This window comes from Pelistega indica (assembly GCF_000506865.1).
Taxonomy (GTDB): Bacteria; Pseudomonadota; Gammaproteobacteria; order Burkholderiales; family Burkholderiaceae_B; genus Taylorella; species Taylorella indica.
In genome coordinates this window covers 41546-58906 of record NZ_AYSV01000066.1, presented here as the reverse complement: position 1 = coordinate 58906, position 17361 = coordinate 41546, and the positions used below count along the sequence as shown (strand labels likewise).

The 17361-nt window shown below is 38.0% G+C and carries 17 protein-coding genes; 14 read left to right on the top strand and 3 right to left on the bottom strand.

Going from position 1 to position 17361, the window contains the following annotated elements; genetic code table 11:
* Positions 1–62: 62 nt before the first annotated feature.
* Genes V757_RS29915 through V757_RS19350 form a run of 5 tightly spaced genes read left to right on the top strand, consistent with a single transcriptional unit; the run spans position 63 to position 4211 of the window.
* On the top strand, positions 63–473 hold the full coding sequence (locus V757_RS29915; RefSeq protein ID WP_081710648.1) for a TRAP transporter small permease: 411 nt from the start codon (positions 63–65) through the stop codon (positions 471–473).
* Entirely contained in the window at positions 473–1747 is a 1275-nt protein-coding gene (locus V757_RS19365; RefSeq protein WP_031274324.1) for a TRAP transporter large permease subunit, read from the top strand. Before V757_RS29915 ends, V757_RS19365 begins: the two co-directional genes overlap by 1 nt.
* A gap of 19 nt (positions 1748–1766) precedes the next feature.
* Entirely contained in the window at positions 1767–2120 is a 354-nt protein-coding gene (locus tag V757_RS19360; protein ID WP_023950181.1) for a hypothetical protein, read from the top strand.
* The gene (locus tag V757_RS19355; RefSeq protein WP_023950180.1) at positions 2074–2685 is read left to right on the top strand and encodes an amidohydrolase family protein; all 612 of its coding nucleotides are present in this window, start codon (positions 2074–2076) and stop codon (positions 2683–2685) included. The genes V757_RS19360 and V757_RS19355 overlap by 47 nt, the downstream gene beginning before the upstream one ends.
* Positions 2682–4211: an aldehyde dehydrogenase (NADP(+)) gene (locus V757_RS19350; RefSeq protein WP_023950179.1), complete on the top strand. Its 1530-nt coding sequence runs from the start codon at positions 2682–2684 to the stop codon at positions 4209–4211. Before V757_RS19355 ends, V757_RS19350 begins: the two co-directional genes overlap by 4 nt.
* A 109-nt stretch (positions 4212–4320) precedes the next feature.
* Here the strand turns inward: V757_RS19350 and V757_RS19345 are convergent, their stop codons facing one another.
* Entirely contained in the window at positions 4321–5268 is a 948-nt protein-coding gene (locus tag V757_RS19345; RefSeq protein WP_023950178.1) for a YicC/YloC family endoribonuclease, read from the bottom strand.
* Between the two features lie 84 nt (positions 5269–5352).
* Between V757_RS19345 and rph the strand changes: the two genes are divergently transcribed.
* From rph to ntrC, 6 genes are all read left to right on the top strand, one after another.
* Positions 5353–6090 (top strand): ribonuclease PH, encoded by a 738-nt coding sequence (gene rph, locus V757_RS19340; RefSeq protein ID WP_023950177.1) that lies wholly within the window; start codon positions 5353–5355, stop codon positions 6088–6090.
* Between the two features lie 17 nt (positions 6091–6107).
* Positions 6108–6707, top strand: coding sequence for an RdgB/HAM1 family non-canonical purine NTP pyrophosphatase (gene rdgB / locus V757_RS19335; RefSeq protein ID WP_023950176.1), 600 nt, complete (start codon positions 6108–6110; stop codon positions 6705–6707).
* A 106-nt stretch (positions 6708–6813) separates the two neighbouring features.
* The gene (gene hemW / locus V757_RS19330) at positions 6814–7989 is read left to right on the top strand and encodes a radical SAM family heme chaperone HemW (RefSeq protein WP_023950175.1); all 1176 of its coding nucleotides are present in this window, start codon (positions 6814–6816) and stop codon (positions 7987–7989) included.
* A gap of 320 nt (positions 7990–8309) precedes the next feature.
* Complete coding sequence (glnA, locus tag V757_RS19325) at positions 8310–9725, top strand: type I glutamate--ammonia ligase (protein WP_023950174.1); 1416 nt, start codon at positions 8310–8312, stop codon at positions 9723–9725.
* Between the two features lie 46 nt (positions 9726–9771).
* Positions 9772–10854, top strand: a complete 1083-nt coding sequence (gene glnL, locus V757_RS19320; RefSeq protein WP_023950173.1) for a nitrogen regulation protein NR(II) — start codon at positions 9772–9774, stop codon at positions 10852–10854.
* A complete protein-coding gene (gene ntrC, locus V757_RS19315; protein WP_023950172.1) occupies positions 10847–12418 on the top strand; it encodes a nitrogen regulation protein NR(I) in 1572 nt (523 codons plus the stop codon). Before glnL ends, ntrC begins: the two co-directional genes overlap by 8 nt.
* Position 12419: 1 nt before the next feature.
* Here the strand turns inward: ntrC and V757_RS19310 are convergent, their stop codons facing one another.
* Entirely contained in the window at positions 12420–13166 is a 747-nt protein-coding gene (locus tag V757_RS19310) for a sulfite exporter TauE/SafE family protein (RefSeq protein WP_023950171.1), read from the bottom strand.
* A 221-nt stretch (positions 13167–13387) separates the two neighbouring features.
* Here V757_RS19310 and V757_RS19305 point away from each other — a divergent pair, with 221 nt between their 5' ends.
* From V757_RS19305 to V757_RS19295, 3 genes are all read left to right on the top strand, one after another.
* The gene (locus tag V757_RS19305) at positions 13388–13777 is read left to right on the top strand and encodes a Rid family detoxifying hydrolase (RefSeq protein WP_023950170.1); all 390 of its coding nucleotides are present in this window, start codon (positions 13388–13390) and stop codon (positions 13775–13777) included.
* A 64-nt stretch (positions 13778–13841) separates the two neighbouring features.
* Complete coding sequence (gene recG, locus V757_RS19300) at positions 13842–15878, top strand: ATP-dependent DNA helicase RecG (protein WP_023950169.1); 2037 nt, start codon at positions 13842–13844, stop codon at positions 15876–15878.
* A 126-nt stretch (positions 15879–16004) separates the two neighbouring features.
* Positions 16005–16934, top strand: coding sequence for a LysR substrate-binding domain-containing protein (locus tag V757_RS19295; RefSeq protein ID WP_023950168.1), 930 nt, complete (start codon positions 16005–16007; stop codon positions 16932–16934).
* Positions 16935–16965: 31 nt separating this feature from the next.
* Here V757_RS19295 and V757_RS19290 read toward each other — a convergent pair whose 3' ends face one another.
* A complete protein-coding gene (locus V757_RS19290) occupies positions 16966–17349 on the bottom strand; it encodes a hypothetical protein (protein ID WP_143000553.1) in 384 nt (127 codons plus the stop codon).
* Between the last annotated feature and the right edge of the window lie 12 nt (positions 17350–17361).

The following is a 17361-nucleotide window of genomic DNA, read 5'->3' as shown; positions in this document are numbered from 1 at the left end:
TTTTAATTAATGTTAATTTTATTTTGGTTTTTTAATTGATTTTGTATTGGTTTTTTGTGTAAATTGTTGTACTACGTTACGGATTTAATAGTGGAATATCTGTTTCTGTAGAAATTTCTAGATTTGTTTTTGTATGGATTTGTTATTTTGGAAGCATAATTGCCTTAGGAAGAAACCAACATTTATCAATACCTATAATGTATCGTTACCTGTCTCAAACTGTCAGAATTTTTGTTGCCAGAATAGTTTTTTTATTGATAGCTCTTTTGACTCTAATATTTGCTTATGGCTGCTATCTGCAGATGACAATAAACTGGTCTAATATAGCACCGATCAGTGGCCTCCCCTTAGCTATTTTTTATTTGGCTGGACTCATTAGTTCGATAGCAATGATGTGCATTGTCATTTTTAAAGGCCTTTTTTCTCCATCTTCTTTATATGAAACTAATTTTGAAGAGGTAATGCCATCATGATTTTAATGGTTTTATTTATTGGTGTTTTATTGTTGGGAATTTTTTTGGGTTTACCGATAGCATTTGCTTTGCTTCTTTCTGCAGCTGCAATGATGTGGCAATTAGACTTCTTTGATCCACAAATTTTTGCACAGAATCTAATTAGTGGAGCTGATAACTATACTCTTTTAGCTATTCCTTTTTTTCTTGTTGCGGGAGAAGTAATGGCCCATGGAGGGTTATCAAAAAGAATCGTAAATTTAGCAATGGCTTTTATTGGCCATAGGAAAGGAGGGTTAGGTTATGTGGCAGTTTTTGCTGCAATTATAATGGCAAGTTTATCAGGATCTGCGGTGGCTGATACTGCAGCTCTTGCTGCTATGATGTTACCAATGATGAATGCCTCAAATTATCCTATAGGGAAAACCGCTGGTTTAATGGCTGCAGGTGGCATAATAGCACCGATTATTCCGCCATCAATTCCTTTGATACTTGTTGGGGTTGCGGGAAATATTTCAATTAAACAGCTTTTTTTAGCAGGTATTGTACCTGGTCTTTTAATGGGGTTTGTTTTAATACTATATTGGGCATACTCTGTACGAAATATGGATTTACCCATTTCTCCAAAGATGAATACTCAAGAAAAAATTCAGACACTTAAGGAGAGTTTTGGGGCTATCTTATTACCTATTATTATTATAGGTGGGATAAAAACAGGAATATTTACCCCTACAGAAGCAGGAGTTGTTGCTGCTGTATACGCTGTGATTGTCTCTTTATTTGTCTATAAAGAGTTAAATCTTAAAGGGTTATTTATTGTTTTGAGTAATTCGGCTAGAAGTACGGCAATAATTATGTTTTTAGTTGCAGCAACAACAGTTGTTGCGTGGATTATTAGTATTGCTCAGTTACCAATGATGGTGGCTGAGTTTCTTTCGCCTCTCAGTGATAATCCAAAATTGTTGATGTTGGTTATTATGTTATTAGTAATGTTGATTGGTATGGTTATGGATTTAGTACCAACTATTCTAGTGCTAATACCCATTTTGATGCCTATTGTAAAAATGGCTAATATAGATCCCGTATATTTTGGACTTATGTTTGTAATGAATTGTGCTATTGGGTTAATAACACCACCAGTAGGCAATGTATTAAATGTTATTGTTGGAGCAGGAAAAATGGATTTTTTTGAAGGAGTTAAAGGAGTTTTCCCCTACGTTCTCCTTTACTTTGGATTGTTAGGTTTGTTTATTCTTATACCAGAAATGATAACAATTCCTATGAAATTTCTATAGAAATTAATCAGATATAAAAATGCCAAAAATAATAGATAGTCATCACCATTTTTGGGTTTTAGGTAAAAAAATATATTATCCATGGTTAGAAAATGAAAAAAGGAATGATTTTTTTCTAGGAAATTACGATGATATTTGTCAGGATTTTATGCCTGAACAGTTAATATCCCTTATTCCTCAAGATTACCTTCTCGTAGGAACAATTCATTGTGAAGCAGAATGTGCAAGAAATCAGTCATATTTGGAGGTGGAATGGATTGATAATTTAGCGTTAGAAGGAAAATTAATTAAAGGGCAAATGATTTGGGTAAATTTATTAAATTTAAATGTATATCAAGAATTGGAACAGTATAAAAATATATACAAGTGTTAAAGGGGTAAGATTTAAACCAAGAACAGCAAGCTCTAGATTCTCTGTTCATTCATTAGAGAATGAACAGAGTCTTTATGATAGTAAATTAGCGAATGGGTTAAATGCTTTAGAGGAATTAGGGTTAATTTGGGATTTAAGAGTTCCTTCGTGGCATTTAAAAGATGCAGCTAAGATATTACAAGATTTTCCGAATTTAAAAGTAGTAGTGAATCATTGTGGTTTACCATGGGATAGAAGTATAGATGGTATTAATGATTGGAAAAAAGGATTGGAATTATTGGCAACTCGAGGAAAAACTTGGATAAAACTATCAGAATTAGGATGCCCTGGGCAAAGTTATGATATTGATTCCAATCAACAATTACTCAATCACACACTAAATATTTTTGGGGGTAAGCGAGCATTGTATGCCAGCAATGCACCAGTGTCAGGAGTCCAAGTAAGCTATGGTTGTTGGCTAGAAATGATTCATGCAGCTATCAATACAATAGCTCCAGAAAATAAACAAGATGTTTTTTGGAAAAATGCAATTGAATGTTTTGATTTAAAAGGAATTAGCAAATGAATTTAAAAGGAATTAACATTATCGGTGGTGAGTTTGTTATTGGTACAGATGGTGGCATAAAAGCTATTAATCCCAATACTAATGAAGAACTTTTACCAGAGTATAAAGGTATTAGTGATACTGACTTTGATAGAGCAATGAATTTGGCATGGGCTGCTTTTATAGAATATCGTTTAGTTTCTAATGAAAAGAGAGCGGAGTTTTTAGAGGCAATAGCCGAAGAAATTGAAAAAGTTGGTGATGATTTAGTGCAAAGAGCGATGCTAGAAACAGGTCTTCCTCAAGCAAGATTAGAAGGTGAAAAAGGTAGGACTTGTGGGCAATTGAGACTTTTTGCAAAAGTATTGCGTGACGGGAAATATCAGGATATTCGTCATGATGTTGCCTTACCTGACCGTATGCCGCTACCTCGCCCTGAATTGTATTCCCGTAAAATTGGCTTGGGTCCAGTTGCTGTTTTTGGTGCAAGTAACTTTCCGTTAGCTTTTTCTGTAGCAGGTGGGGATACAGCAAGTGCTTTAGCAGCTGGTTGTCCCGTCGTGGTCAAAGCACATCAAGCACATCCTGGGACTTCTGAAATTGTTGGGCGGGCTGTAGTGGCAGCGGTTGAGCGTTGTCAAATGCCTAAAGGAGTATTTGCTCTTTTATATGGTAGTGGTTCTAAAATTGGTCAAAAATTAGCAGCTCATCCAGTAATTAAAGCGATTGGTTTTACTGGATCAAGAGCAGGGGGCACTGCTCTTATGAATACAGCAGCAGCTAGGGCTGAGCCGATTCCTGTCTATGCTGAAATGAGTAGTATCAATCCAGTCTATATTATGTCTGAAGCACTTAAGAATCGAGGTAAAGAGATTGGGGCTGCATTAATTCAATCAATGATGATGGGGGCGGGGCAGTTTTGTACGAGCCCAGGACTCATTTTTGCGGTCGATAATGAAGGGTTTGATGACTTTATCACAAGTGCAAAACAAACATTAGGAAAACAAACTAGCCAAACGATGTTAACACCAGGCATTGCTAAGGCATTTAATCAAGGGGTTGATCGTATCCAACAATCTCAACAGGTGCAGTTATTAGCAACGGCACAGGGAACAGATAAACCTAATCAATGTGTGGGTAAACTCTTTTTAGTTGAGGGTGACCAATATATAGGTGATAAAGCTTTACATGATGAGGTTTTTGGCTCAAGTGCTGTAGTTGTTCGTTGTAAGAGTTTTGAGCAAATGCAACAGTTAACAGAATCTCTTGAGGGGCAATTAACAGCATCAGTACATTGCGATGATAATGATGATGTTGCTGTGTTACAGGCACTGGTTCAACAATTAGAACGTAAAGTTGGTCGTATTTTATTTAATGGATTTGGTACAGGTGTTGAAGTGGCTGATGCTATGGTTCACGGTGGTCCTTACCCGTCAACTAGTGATGGTAGAAGTACTTCTGTAGGGACAGCAGCGATTGATCGTTTTTTAAGAGCGGTGTGCTATCAGAATGTACCTAAAGCTGTATTACCTGATGTTTTAAAGTAATCAAAAAGTACTAGAAATAAAAGTATCTGTTTAAAGGATAAGTACTTAAATTCAAGTACTTAGGTTTAATGAAAATCACCCTATCAAATTTTATAGGGTGATTTTTGTTTTACTCTATATTCTGTGCTTGTTCTCTTAATTGCTCAACTAACAATTTTAATTCAATGACAGCTTGTGTGATTTCAAGCGCAGTGGATTTAGAGCCTAGGGTATTAATTTCACGATTCATTTCTTGGAAAAGAAAATCTAAGCGTTTGCCAAGACTTTGTTTGTTTTTAGTTTTAGGTATGCTGTCTTGGGTGATGTCTGATTCTTGCTGGAGTAATGTAGCTAGCTCAGTTTGATGTGATTCTAGTCGATCAAGTTCCTCAGCTACATCAATGCGTAAACTAAATAGAGAGGATTCGGCCGCAATGCGAGCACTTAGCTCTTCGCCTTTGATATGTTCGAAGCCGTTAGGAGCTACTGCCTCAAGATTTTCGCGTAATTTTCGAGTTAATTTTTCGCGATAATCAGTATGAATTTGTGGCAATTTTTCTCTAATTTTTCCTAATATTTGTTGAATTTGTTGTGTGTAACCAAGCATTGTTTCAGCTAAGCGTTTTCCTTCTCTTGCTCGGTTAAGGATAAAGTTATCTAAAGCGTCATCAGTTGTCTTTATCAATAGCTGATGCCATTGTTCAAATGTATCATCATCTTGACTAAGTTGTTTGTTTTGGCTAAGGGTAATTAATTCACTAAGAGAAGGAGCGCCAGTATCAGGAATAATTTGTCGCGCTTGATTGAGTTGTTGTAAACAAAGTGCTACTACCTCATTATCCAATTGCATATCATCTAAATTTTTATGCTTTTGTAGGGTAATCCGAAGTTCAATTTTTCCTCTGTTTAATCGGTTACTGAGTAGTTCGCGTAGTGCACTTTCGGAAGCTCGGAGTTCTTCTGGAATACGTAGGTGTAAGTCAAGGAAACGGTTATTAACGCTTTTGAGCTCAACAATTAATTGTCCTAAGGCGTGTTCGCTATGTTGGCTTGCAAAAGCGGTCATGCTATAAATCATGGAAAATTCTCTACTTGGTTTTGCCGGTTGGCAATATGGATTACAATTTACTCTATATTTTACATTGGATTTTAGAGAATGAATATGAATACACAGACTCGCCCAAATGGTAGGCAGCATAATGAGCTTCGTCAAATTAAAATCACCCGTTCTTACACCCCTTATGCTGAAGGATCAGTGTTAATCCAAATGGGTAATACTCATGTTCTTTGTAATGCCAGTGTGCTAGATAAAGTGCCTCCTTTTTTAAAGGGAAAAGAGCAGGGGTGGGTTACTGCTGAATATGGTATGTTGCCACGGGCTACGCACTCTCGCTCTGACCGCGAAGCGGCTAAGGGAAAGCAAACAGGACGCACACAAGAAATTCAGCGTTTAATAGGACGTAGTCTTCGTGCCGTAGTAGATATGACAAAATTAGGTGAGCGTACTATTCATTTGGATTGTGATGTTATTCAAGCCGATGGTGGGACTCGTTGTGCCAGTATTACGGGGGCATGGATCGCGATGGCTGATGCGATTGAGCATTTGTTGGCAAAAGGTGATATCACTGAGAATCCTTTGAAAGATAAGGTGGCGGCTATTTCTGTAGGCATGGTAAATGGTAAGCCTGTGCTAGATTTGGATTATTCTGAAGACTCAGGCTGTGATGCTGATATGAATATTGTAATGACTGGGGCTGGGAGTTTTGTGGAAGTTCAAGGAACAGCAGAGGGAGAAACATTTTCCCGTAAAGAATTAAATGAGTTGTTAGATTTGGCTGAACAGGGTATTACTACTTTGGTGACTATTCAAGAACAAACATTAAAAAGTAATACTAAATAGTTTAAGGTTAAAGTGGCATGTCTAAAATTGTCTTGGCATCAAATAACAAAGGAAAATTAGCAGAATTTCAACAACTATTTGTTCCTCTAGGGATTGAGTTAATTAATCAGGGGGCGTTAGGTGTAGGTGAATGTGAGGAGCCATATTTTACCTTTTTAGAAAATGCGTTAGTTAAGGCTCGCTTTGCGAGTAAACATACGGGGTTACCTGCGATTGCTGATGATTCCGGTTTAGTGGTACCTAGTTTGAATGGTGCTCCCGGTGTTTTATCTGCTCGTTATGCATTAAGTTTAGGGGCGACAGAAAAATCCGATGCTTTAAATAATGCTTATCTATTGAAAGCCTTAGAAAACGTAAGTGATCGCTCCGCTTTTTATGTCGCTTGTTTGGTATATGTTCGCAATGAACAGGATCCATGTCCAATCGTTGCTCAAGCTTTTTGGCATGGTTGTATTGCTTTACAAGCAAAAGGTGACAATGGATTTGGTTACGATCCTTATTTTTACCTACCAGAGTTAGGTAAGACTGCTGCAGAGCTAACACCAAGTGAGAAAAATAGTATTAGTCACCGTGGGCAAGCATTGAGAAAATTATTAGCTGAGTTAAAAAATGCGTGATAAGCCAAGTAGTTCAGAATCATCGAATCAAAGAGTGACGATACCGATTGAGGTAGCTAGAGATAAATCGAAGAATAGCACTAATCATTCATCACTAACGTCTCTAATGACAACGTTAAACAAAGGAGTTAGTTTTGCTCAACCATTGCCGCCTTTGTCTATTTATATTCATGTTCCTTGGTGTGTTAAAAAGTGTCCTTATTGTGATTTTAATTCACACGCTATTTCAGGTGAGATACCAGAAAAAGAATATTTACAAGCACTTGAACAAGATTTGATTTATGTATTACCAAGTGTCTGGGGGCGTCAAATTCATTCTATTTTTATTGGTGGTGGAACGCCAAGCTTGTTATCTGCTAAAGCGCTTGATGATTTATTAACCGTATTAAGAAATTTGTTCAATTTAGCGCCCTATACAGAAATTACGATGGAAGCTAATCCAGGAACAGTCGAGGTAGAACGGTTTAAAGCTTTTGCAGCATCAGGCGTGACTAGATTATCGTTAGGTGTTCAGAGTTTTAATGATGAGATGCTTAAACGATTAGGGCGTATACATGATAGTTATCAGGCGAAAAAAGCGATTGAAATTGCACAGCAATCATTTCAGCGTATTAATTTAGATTTAATGTATGCCTTACCATTTCAAACATTGAAAGATTGCCATCAAGATGTACAAACAGCGCTATCGTTTGGAGCAGAGCACTTATCTTTATATAACCTTACCCTAGAGCCTAATACAGTATTTGCCAAATATCCTCCTGAAGGTATTCCCGATGATGATTTAGCAGGGGATATGCAAGATATGCTGATTGATTTAACGCAACAACATGGTTTCGAGCAATATGAGGTTTCTGCTTATGCCAAAAAGAATGCCTACTGTCAACATAATCTAAATTACTGGGAATTTGGGGATTATATTGGTGTAGGGCCTGGGGCACATGGCAAAATTTCATCGCATAATCAAATTCTACGAACAGCACGTGTTAAGAATCCAGATAGTTGGATGCAAAAAGTAAAAACAAGTGAACAGCTTGCCGAGAGTCGATTATTAACAGTGGAAGATATTCCTTTTGAGTTTATGCTTAATGTACTGCGATTAAAGCAAGGGGTTCCAACCCATTATTTTTCTGATCGCTGTGGTGTTCCGTTGAGTCTGATGACAGCAAAGATAAATGAAGCCGTATCTAAGGGATTGCTGGATAGTGATCCCACAAGATTAAAAGCCAGTGCACTAGGCTGGCGTTATTTGAATGATTTACAAGAGATGTTCTTGATGGATTGAATTAAGATAATCATTATTAACTAGTTAGTTGTAATGCTCTTAGTATGTTTTTTTGTCTTAATTTAGCCCTCTTTGTAATCTTAAAAGGTGCACTACAATAAAAAGTAGTGCCTATAAAAAATAATTCGTTCCAAAATGAACCATAATGCACCAAAATAATACATTATTAAATTGATAACGCACCAAAATAATGCAATAATGAAAAAATAAACAGTGCGCTGACGGTAAAAAAGTTGGCACGGAAATTGCTTTAGCTAAAGTGATAAGTTTGAACGTTAGTGAAATCGTTCAACAAAGTTTAGATTTTAGGAGAAATCAACATGGCAATAACTGCTCAAGACGTTTTAAATAAAATGAGTGAAAACGAAGTTAAATTTGTAGACTTTCGTTTTACAGATACTCTCGGTAAAGAACATCATATGACTGTACCTGCTCATCAAGTGGATGAAGATAAGTTTGAGTCAGGTCAACCTTTTGACGGTTCATCTCTTGCTGGTTGGAAAGGAATCGAGGCATCTGATATGTTATTGATTCCAGATGCTTCAACAGCACGTATGGATCCTTTCCGTGAAGAGCCTACGCTAATTTTAACGTGTGATGTAGTTGAGCCTTCTGATTTAAAAGGTTATGATCGTGACCCTCGTTCTTTGGCTCGTCGTGCAGAAGCTTATTTAAAGTCATCAGGTATTGGTGATACCGCTTTCTTTGGTCCTGAGCCTGAGTTCTTTGTATTTGATGGTATTTCTTGGGGCGATGATATGTATAATCGCTTCGTTAAAATTCATTCTGATGAAGCAGCTTCAGCAAGTGCGCTTGATTATGACGGTAAAAACCATGGTCACCGTCCTCGCGTGAAAGGTGGTTATGTGCCTGTATCACCAGTAGACTCTTTTGGTGATATGCGTTCAGAAATGTGCTTAGTACTTGAGCAACAAGGTGTTCCTGTGGAAATTCATCACCATGAAGTAGCTAATGCAGGTCAATTAGAGATTGGTACTCGATTTAGTACGCTAGTTCAACGTGCTGACTGGAACCAAATCTTGAAATACACTATTCATAATGTTGCTCATATGTATGGTAAAACAGCTACATTTATGCCAAAACCAATCGTAGGTGATAACGGTTCTGGTATGCACGTGCATCAATCTATTTGGAAAGATGGTCAAAACCTATTTGCAGGTAATGGTTATGCTGGTTTATCAGAAACTGCGCTTTACTACATTGGTGGTATTATCAAACACGCTCGTGCCTTGAATGCTATTACTAACCCAGGTACTAACTCTTATAAACGTTTAGTGCCACACTTCGAAGCACCAGTAAAATTGGCTTACTCTGCACGTAACCGTTCTGCTTCTATTCGTATTCCGTATACAAGTAATCCAAAAGGTCGCCGTATTGAAGCTCGTTTCCCAGATCCATTAGCTAACCCATATTTAGCCTTCTCTGCTTTATTAATGGCTGGTCTTGATGGTATTCAAAATAAAATCCATCCTGGTGATCCAGCGGACAAGAACTTATATGATTTACCACCAGAAGAAGACAAAAAAGTACCTACAGTAGCCTCTTCATTAGAACAAGCGCTAGAAGCCCTAGATGCTGATCGTGAGTTCTTAACTCGTGGTGGTGTATTTAGTAATGATATGTTAGATGCTTATTTAGAACTTAAAATGCAAGAAGTGAATCGTCTACGTATGACAACTCATCCAGCTGAGTTTGATTTGTATTATTCACTATAAGTTTTAAAGTCGGTAGTCATTAAAGTGTGTTACAGGAGGTTCAACAATGTCTAGTACAACGTTAACTCCTGTAGCACAACAATGGCAAACATTTGATTTACTCCTGACCTGCATTATTGTTGCCAATGAGGCAGGTCAAATTGAGTGGGTAAATTCAGCCACTCAAAATCTTTTTGAACGTTCTCGGCGCTCTTTTATCGGTGCTACAGTAGCTTCTTTATTTGAGGATAAAGAGAGTTTTCAAAAAGCTTTTGACACCATTGTTAAGCGTCGTTCTGTCTCCGTTGCTTTTTCTGGAGGGATTGCTAAATTTGAATCCACAGAAACAGTGAATGCTGTTATGCATTTAAGTCATGACAATATCATTCTTGAGCTACATCCTATTGAACAGCAAGCCTTGTCAGAGCGTAGTATTCGCTTGGCTAGAGAACTTGAAATCTATCAGGAAACGTTTAGAAATCTTGCCCATGAAGTTAAAAACCCATTGGGTGGTATTAGAGGGGCTGCCCAACTGTTAGAGTTGGAGCTAGAAAATACTGATCATCAGGAATATACCAAAGTGATTATTGCTGAGGTAGATAGGTTACAGCAACTTGTGGATAGATTAATTAAACCAGCACAGTCTGGCTTGCAATTATCAGTGTTTAATATACACGAAATTTGTGAACGGGTATTTACCTTACTTAATGCTGAATATCAGGGAAAAATTACTTTTGTACGCGACTATGATGCTTCGATTCCAGATATAAAAGCAGACAAAGCGAAATTAGTTCAAGTGTATTTGAATATATGTGGTAATGCCGCTCAAGCGATTTTAGGAGCAAAGGAAGCGATTGAACAACCAAAGATTATTTTGCGTACTCGAATATTACATCGATATTTGTTACTAGATAAGATTTATCGCATGGTATTGTGTTTATCCGTGATAGATAATGGTCCTGGGGTACCTGCGAATATAGTAGATAGGGTTTTCCATCCTTTGGTGACAGGTAGAGCAAATGGGACTGGTCTGGGCTTAAGCTTAGCACAAGAATTAGTACGCCAGCATGGTGGATTAATTGAGTTCGATACAGTACCTGGTAGGACGGAGTTTAGAGTGTTGTTACCTATGGAGGATTCACATGAGTAAGATATGGATTATCGATGATGATCAAGGAATCCGTTGGGTATTAGATAAAGCATTACAAAGAGTTCATTTACAAGCTACCACGTTTGATACTGTTGATAGCTTACTTACAGCCCTAAAGACTAGTCAACCTCATGTGCTAGTAACTGATATCCGTATGCCTGATATGTCAGGGCTAGAACTATTGAAAAAAATCAAGCATGATTATCCGGATATTGTTGTCATTGTGATGACAGCATTTACTGACTTAGATAGCACGGTTGAGGCCTTCCAAGGTGGTGCATTTGATTATTTACCAAAGCCATTTGATATTAATGATGCCGTTAGTTTGATTCAAAGAGCTTGTGAGCATAGCCAAATGCTCAACTTGAATAAAAAATCTATGGCAGAGAGTGCAGATATTCCAGCGCCGTCTTCAGCTGATGTGGGAAAAATGATGACCCAATCGCATTCTAAGTCTATGCAAGAGATTTTCAGGGCCATAGGACGGCTTGCTCCTTCCAAAGTGACTGTGTTGATTACGGGTGAATCTGGTTCAGGTAAAGAATTAATTGCACGGGCTGTGCATGAGCATGGTAATCGTAAAAACAAACCGTTTGTAGCAATTAATGCCGCCGCTATTCCAAAGGATTTACTCGAAGCAGAATTGTTTGGGCATGAAAAAGGAGCGTTTACAGGGGCGAATCAACTACGTAAAGGTCGATTTGAGGAAGCCGACGGTGGCACATTATTTCTGGATGAAATTGGTGATATGCCACTGGATTTACAAACACGTTTACTACGCGTTCTCGCAGAAGGTTCTTTTTATCGAATTGGTGGCACTCAGCCAGTACATGTAGATGTGCGTATTATTGCGGCTACTCATCAACCATTAGAGGATCGTGTCGAGCAAGGGGTTTTTAGGGAGGACTTATTTCATCGGTTGAATGTTATTCGTCTACGTATCCCACCACTACGCGAGAGAAAGGATGATATTCCTCAATTGGCAAGGCATTTTCTTCGCTTATCGGCAGCAAGCTTAGCTGTACCTGTTAAGCAACTAAGTAATGAGGTCTTAGAGGCTTTATGTCAATTTGATTTTCCCGGCAATGTGCGTCAATTAGAAAATTTCTGCCATTGGCTGACAGTGATGTCTCCAGCAAGTCTAATAACTATGGATGATTTACCTCCAGAGTTGTTAGCAAGTCTTAGTGCCAAAGTAGAGATGGGATCTACCACTAAGGGTAGTCAATTAACGCATCAGACGCAGCCATTATCATATGAGCAAGGATCACACTCAGTAAGCCCTTATAACAATGTCGGCAAAGCAGATATTACAATTGCAGAGCAAGGGGGAATACAACATTTTCCTAGTGATTGGGAAGAGTTATTACGATTAGAGGTACAAAAAAGGCTGAATTCAGATGAACAATCTATCATGGATAATTTAAATAAAATCTTTGAAAAAGCCGTGATTGAGACTGCCTTACACTATTATCGAGGTCGAAAAATTGATACGGCCAATCGCTTAGGTATCGGCCGTAATACAGTTACGCGGAAATTAAAAGAGTTGGATCTAGAAGCGTAGCTTATTGAAAAAAATGTGGTAAGGATGTCACCAACATAGAAATTCCCGAAAAAGTCAGTAGCGTTAAAATAATTTGTTTGAAACGTTGCTGACTAATGCCATGGTACATTTTTGTCCCAAAATAAGAAGTGAATACAACGATAGGGGAAACAATATAAATGTATGGCAGCATATTGCGGGTAATTAAGCTATTACTAATATAGCTAATTAACACAACAATGAGCATGGCAAAGTTGAAGTTTTGAATGATGGAACGTTGAGTGTCTCTATCAAAACCTCGGATAGTACACCAAAGTGTTGGCAATGTGCCAGTGAAACCACCAAGTCCTCCCATGACACCTCCGCCCATACCAGCTAGTGCGTCAAAGAATCGATGTGTATTGGTTAGCTTAGGCAGACGATTGGCAAATAACATAAAAGGACACCATAGAATCAAGAAAACCCCAAGGATTGTTTTAAATTTATAGATATCCAACATAGGTAATAGATAGACGCCAATAGGGATGCCTACTAAACCACCAATAATAAAGGGTAGGATGAGTTTTAAATCAAACCCTCTTCGAACAGTAAATGCGGCGACTATTTGCCCGGTGAGTCCTCCTACAACCGTTAAGGCAGCAGCTAGTTGAGGTTCTAATACCCAAGCCCAAAAAGACATCGCCACTAGACCAAATCCAAAACCAGATAAACCTTGAGAGAACCCCGCTACAAGTGCACCAAAAGCAATAATAAAAAAAATACTGTCCATAAAAAAACAATTTTACTAGTCAATAAAATCGACTAATTAATATAAATAAAGAATAAAGGGGGTTAATCTTATCAGGATTTTACTAGTCTATAAATACAGGCTTACCATAATAAGCACCACTATTTTGTAAAAACATAGCGTATTTTATTTTAGTGACATAGTGAGTATGCATAATTTTGCTAGAATAGTGAAGTCAATAATTTTTTTTAAAGGACGATGATATGACAGCCAAAACGATTGTACATACTGATAAAGCGCCAGCGGCAATTGGACCATACTCACAAGCGGTGGTTGCTGAAGGTGGAAAAACCCTTTATCTTTCTGGTCAGCTTGGTTTAGACCCAGCGACAGGAGCGTTAGTTTCCGATAATGTAGAAGAGCAAGTGCGTCAAGCGTTTAGTAACTTAACTGAGGTTATCAACGCGGCAGGTGGATCTTTAGAAAATATTGTTAAGTTAACGTTATTTGTGACTGATTTAGGGAATTTTGGCATTGTGAATTCAGTTATGTCAGAGTTGATTCCAGAGCCATTTCCAGCACGCTCAACTGTTGAAGTGAGTGGATTACCTAAAGGTGGGTTGTTTGAAGTTGAGGCAATTGTTGTTATTTAGTTTAAATAGTAATTCTTTTAAACCAATAGAATTATTCCTGTAGTCCAGTGTAAATTTTGATTATATGGCAGTCAAACGAACAGCATCAGAAGAGAAAATGCAGGCACTTGGTTTGGTGTCAGATAGTGATTTTGTCTTTCATTTGCCACTACGTTATGAAGATGAAACCCAAATTCATCACATTGCCGATATTTATCCGGGACAAGTAGCTCAACTAGAAGGCGTTGTTGAAAATGTAGCGGTATCATATGGTCATCGTAAACAATTAACGGCAACGTTTAAAGATGCGACTGGGAAAATAAGTTTACGCTGGATTCATTTTTATGGCAGCCAAAAAGCACAATTAGAAAAAGCTGGCTTAATAAGAATCAGGGGAGAGGTACGAGGTAGTAGTATGTGGGGGTATGAAATTATTCACCCCAAAATATCTAAAGCGGGTCAAAGCCTACCGCAAACACTTACACCGGTTTATCCAAGTACTGAAGGTTTAACTCAACCAGTGCTACGAAAGGCGATTTTGGCAGCTTTATCACGTGTAGATTTTAAGGATACGGTTCCAGAGGAAATTAAGGAAAAATTTCACCTTCCTTCACTTAAAGAATCGATTTTTATACTGCATAATCCTAGCCAACATGAAAATACATATGCCTTATTGGATAAAACACATCCAGCGTGGCAGCGGATTAAATTTGATGAATTATTAGCACAACAAATAGCTTTGTATTTGGCTAGACAAGCCAGGACTCAGTTAAATGCACCTAAATTAACGTTTGATGATACGTTGTTATTTGATAAGGTACTTAAAACATTTGGATTACCTCTAACGGCCGCACAGCAACGTGTCATTCAGGAAATAAAACAAGATTTACTTAAGCCATACCCCATGCATCGCTTATTACAAGGTGATGTAGGGAGTGGTAAAACCATTGTTGCCGCTTTAACAGCAGCATTAGTTTTACAAAATCATCAACAAGTAGCGATTATGGCACCAACGGAGATTTTGGCAGAGCAGCATTTTTATAAAATGAAAAAATGGTTTGAGCATACGTCAATTGAGGTGGTATGGCTATCGGGTAGTTTAAAAGTAAAAGAAAAACGTGAGGCATTAGAAAAAATACAGTCTGGTGAGGCTCAACTGATTATTGGGACTCAAGCATTAATTCAGAAGGGGGTTGAGTTTGCAAACCTAGCCTTGATGATTATTGATGAACAGCATCGTTTTGGCGTGGGGCAGCGTTTAAGTCTCAGTAAGAAAGGGGAAGATAGTCAATTAGATATCGTGCCTCATCAGTTAAATATGAGTGCTACACCCATTCCACGAACCTTAGCCATGAGTTATTTGGCGGATGTTGATGTTTCTATTATTGATGAATTACCACCGGGGCGGCAGACAATTTTAACTAAGTTAATGTTAAATGAACGACGTGATGAGTTGTTGAATCATTTGAGGGTAGAGTGCCAGAGTGGTAAGCAAGTGTATTGGGTATGTCCATTGGTTGAGGAAAGTGAAACATTGCAATTACAAACCGCTGTTGATACCTATCAATATATTCAAGAATATTTGCCTGATTTAAAAATTGGTTTATTGCATGGACGTATGGCTGCTAAAGAAAAAGCGCAGGTGATGCAAGCGTTTGCTAATCGTGAATTGGCCATCTTGGTAGCAACTACAGTGATTGAGGTGGGTGTAGACGTGCCTAATGCTAGTATTATGGTTATTGAGCATGCGGAGCGTTTTGGTTTAGCACAGCTACATCAATTAAGAGGTAGGGTAGGTCGTGGTGATATTGCCTCTGTTTGTATTTTGTTATATCAAAATCCTTTATCTAATACAGCCAAATATCGTTTAAAAGCACTTCATGAAACAAATGATGGTTTTGAAATTGCCCGTCGAGATTTGGAACAGCGTGGTCCCGGAGAGTTTTTAGGCTTGCGACAATCAGGTGAACAGTTATTGCGTTTTGCTGATGTACATAGTGATGCTAACTTAGTTGAAAAAGCCAGAGAAGGCGCTATGCTGTTTCTTCAACACTATCCAGAACTAGCCCACCAACATGTAGAACGTTGGTTAAAAGGCAAAACGGATTATTTACGATCTTAATTATAAACAAAAACTATTAATCAATAATATTTAATTGTAAAAAATAGTGTTTTTTATAGATTTTTTAATTTTTTACGTTAGAATTGATAGGTAATTTTTATTAATAGGGGTAGGTGGAGGTAGCATATGACATTAATTGAGTTGAAATATGTGATTGCTGTAGCACGTGAGAAACATTTTGGTCGAGCTGCTGAAGCCTGTTTTGTTAGCCAGCCCACATTATCTGTAGCAATCAAAAAATTAGAAGATGAGTTAGGGGTTGCTATCTTTGAGCGAGGTGGTAGTGAAGTGTCAGTGACTGGTATTGGTCAGCGTATTGTCACTCAAGCTCAAAAAATTCTTGAAGCCAGTAGTTATTTAAAAGAGATTGCAAGACAAGGTCATGATCCTTTAGAAGGTCCCTTAAAAGTAGGGGTGATTTATACTATTGGTCCGTATCTGTTACCAAAGTTAGTACGTCGTCAATTAGAACTGACACCACAGATGCCATTGATTCTACAAGAAAATTTCACAGTTAGGCTGTTGGAGTTATTACGGTTAGGAGAAATTGATTGCGCTATTATGGCGTTACCATTGCCAGACTCTGGGCTTGAAATAGAACCTTTATATAAAGAGGAATTTATTGCGGCCGTTCCTGTGAATCATCGATGGGCAAATGCTTTAAGTATTACGACTGAAGAACTTAAACAAGAAACAATGTTGCTACTTGGAAGTGGACATTGTTTCAGAGATCAGGTTTTAGAGGTGTGTCCAGAGATGTCACGTTATTCTTCAACGGAAGAAGGAATTCAACGCTCCTTTGAAGGCTCCTCACTAGAAACGATTCGCCATATGGTAGCGGCAGGGTTGGGAATCACTTTATTGCCTAAAAGTGCAGTGCCTGAAATAAGTACAGAGGAGAATAGTTTGGTACGTTATATACCGTTAGCTGACCCTGTGCCTAGTAGGGATGTTGTTTTGGCATGGAGACGTAGCTTTACACGTCAACCCGCTATTGATGCACTGGTAAAGGCTATTAAAGAGTCTGGCTTATTTGGTGTAACAATGGTTGACTAAATACCAATGCATCATCTCAATTTGGGCATTCTTAGTTTCTTAAGCAAGAGCGGAATAACTCTGTTAGTGCAGGGTCAATCGGTGTCTCTTGTTGAAGTGTAATTTTGCCATTAATATCATCTGTAGAGCCAAAAATATCGTAAACAGCTCTAGGTTTATCTGCCTCTGGACCAGGAATCATTCCATCATAATAATTTTGCATGATATATGTTAGGCTCGCAGCAGGATATTTTGCTTTTAATTTTTCTTGTAGACAAGAGGCAATAAATTTAACAGGAATATTTGCTTGCTCTTTATCCATTGTAGTGACTAGATGCGGATAGCGAGGCGTACTATCAAAAAGATCTGTTGTTGAGCAAGCACTTATAAGGGAAGTACTACATAGTGCAAGTAAAGTATAGCGTATTTTCATCATTGTGACCTTTAA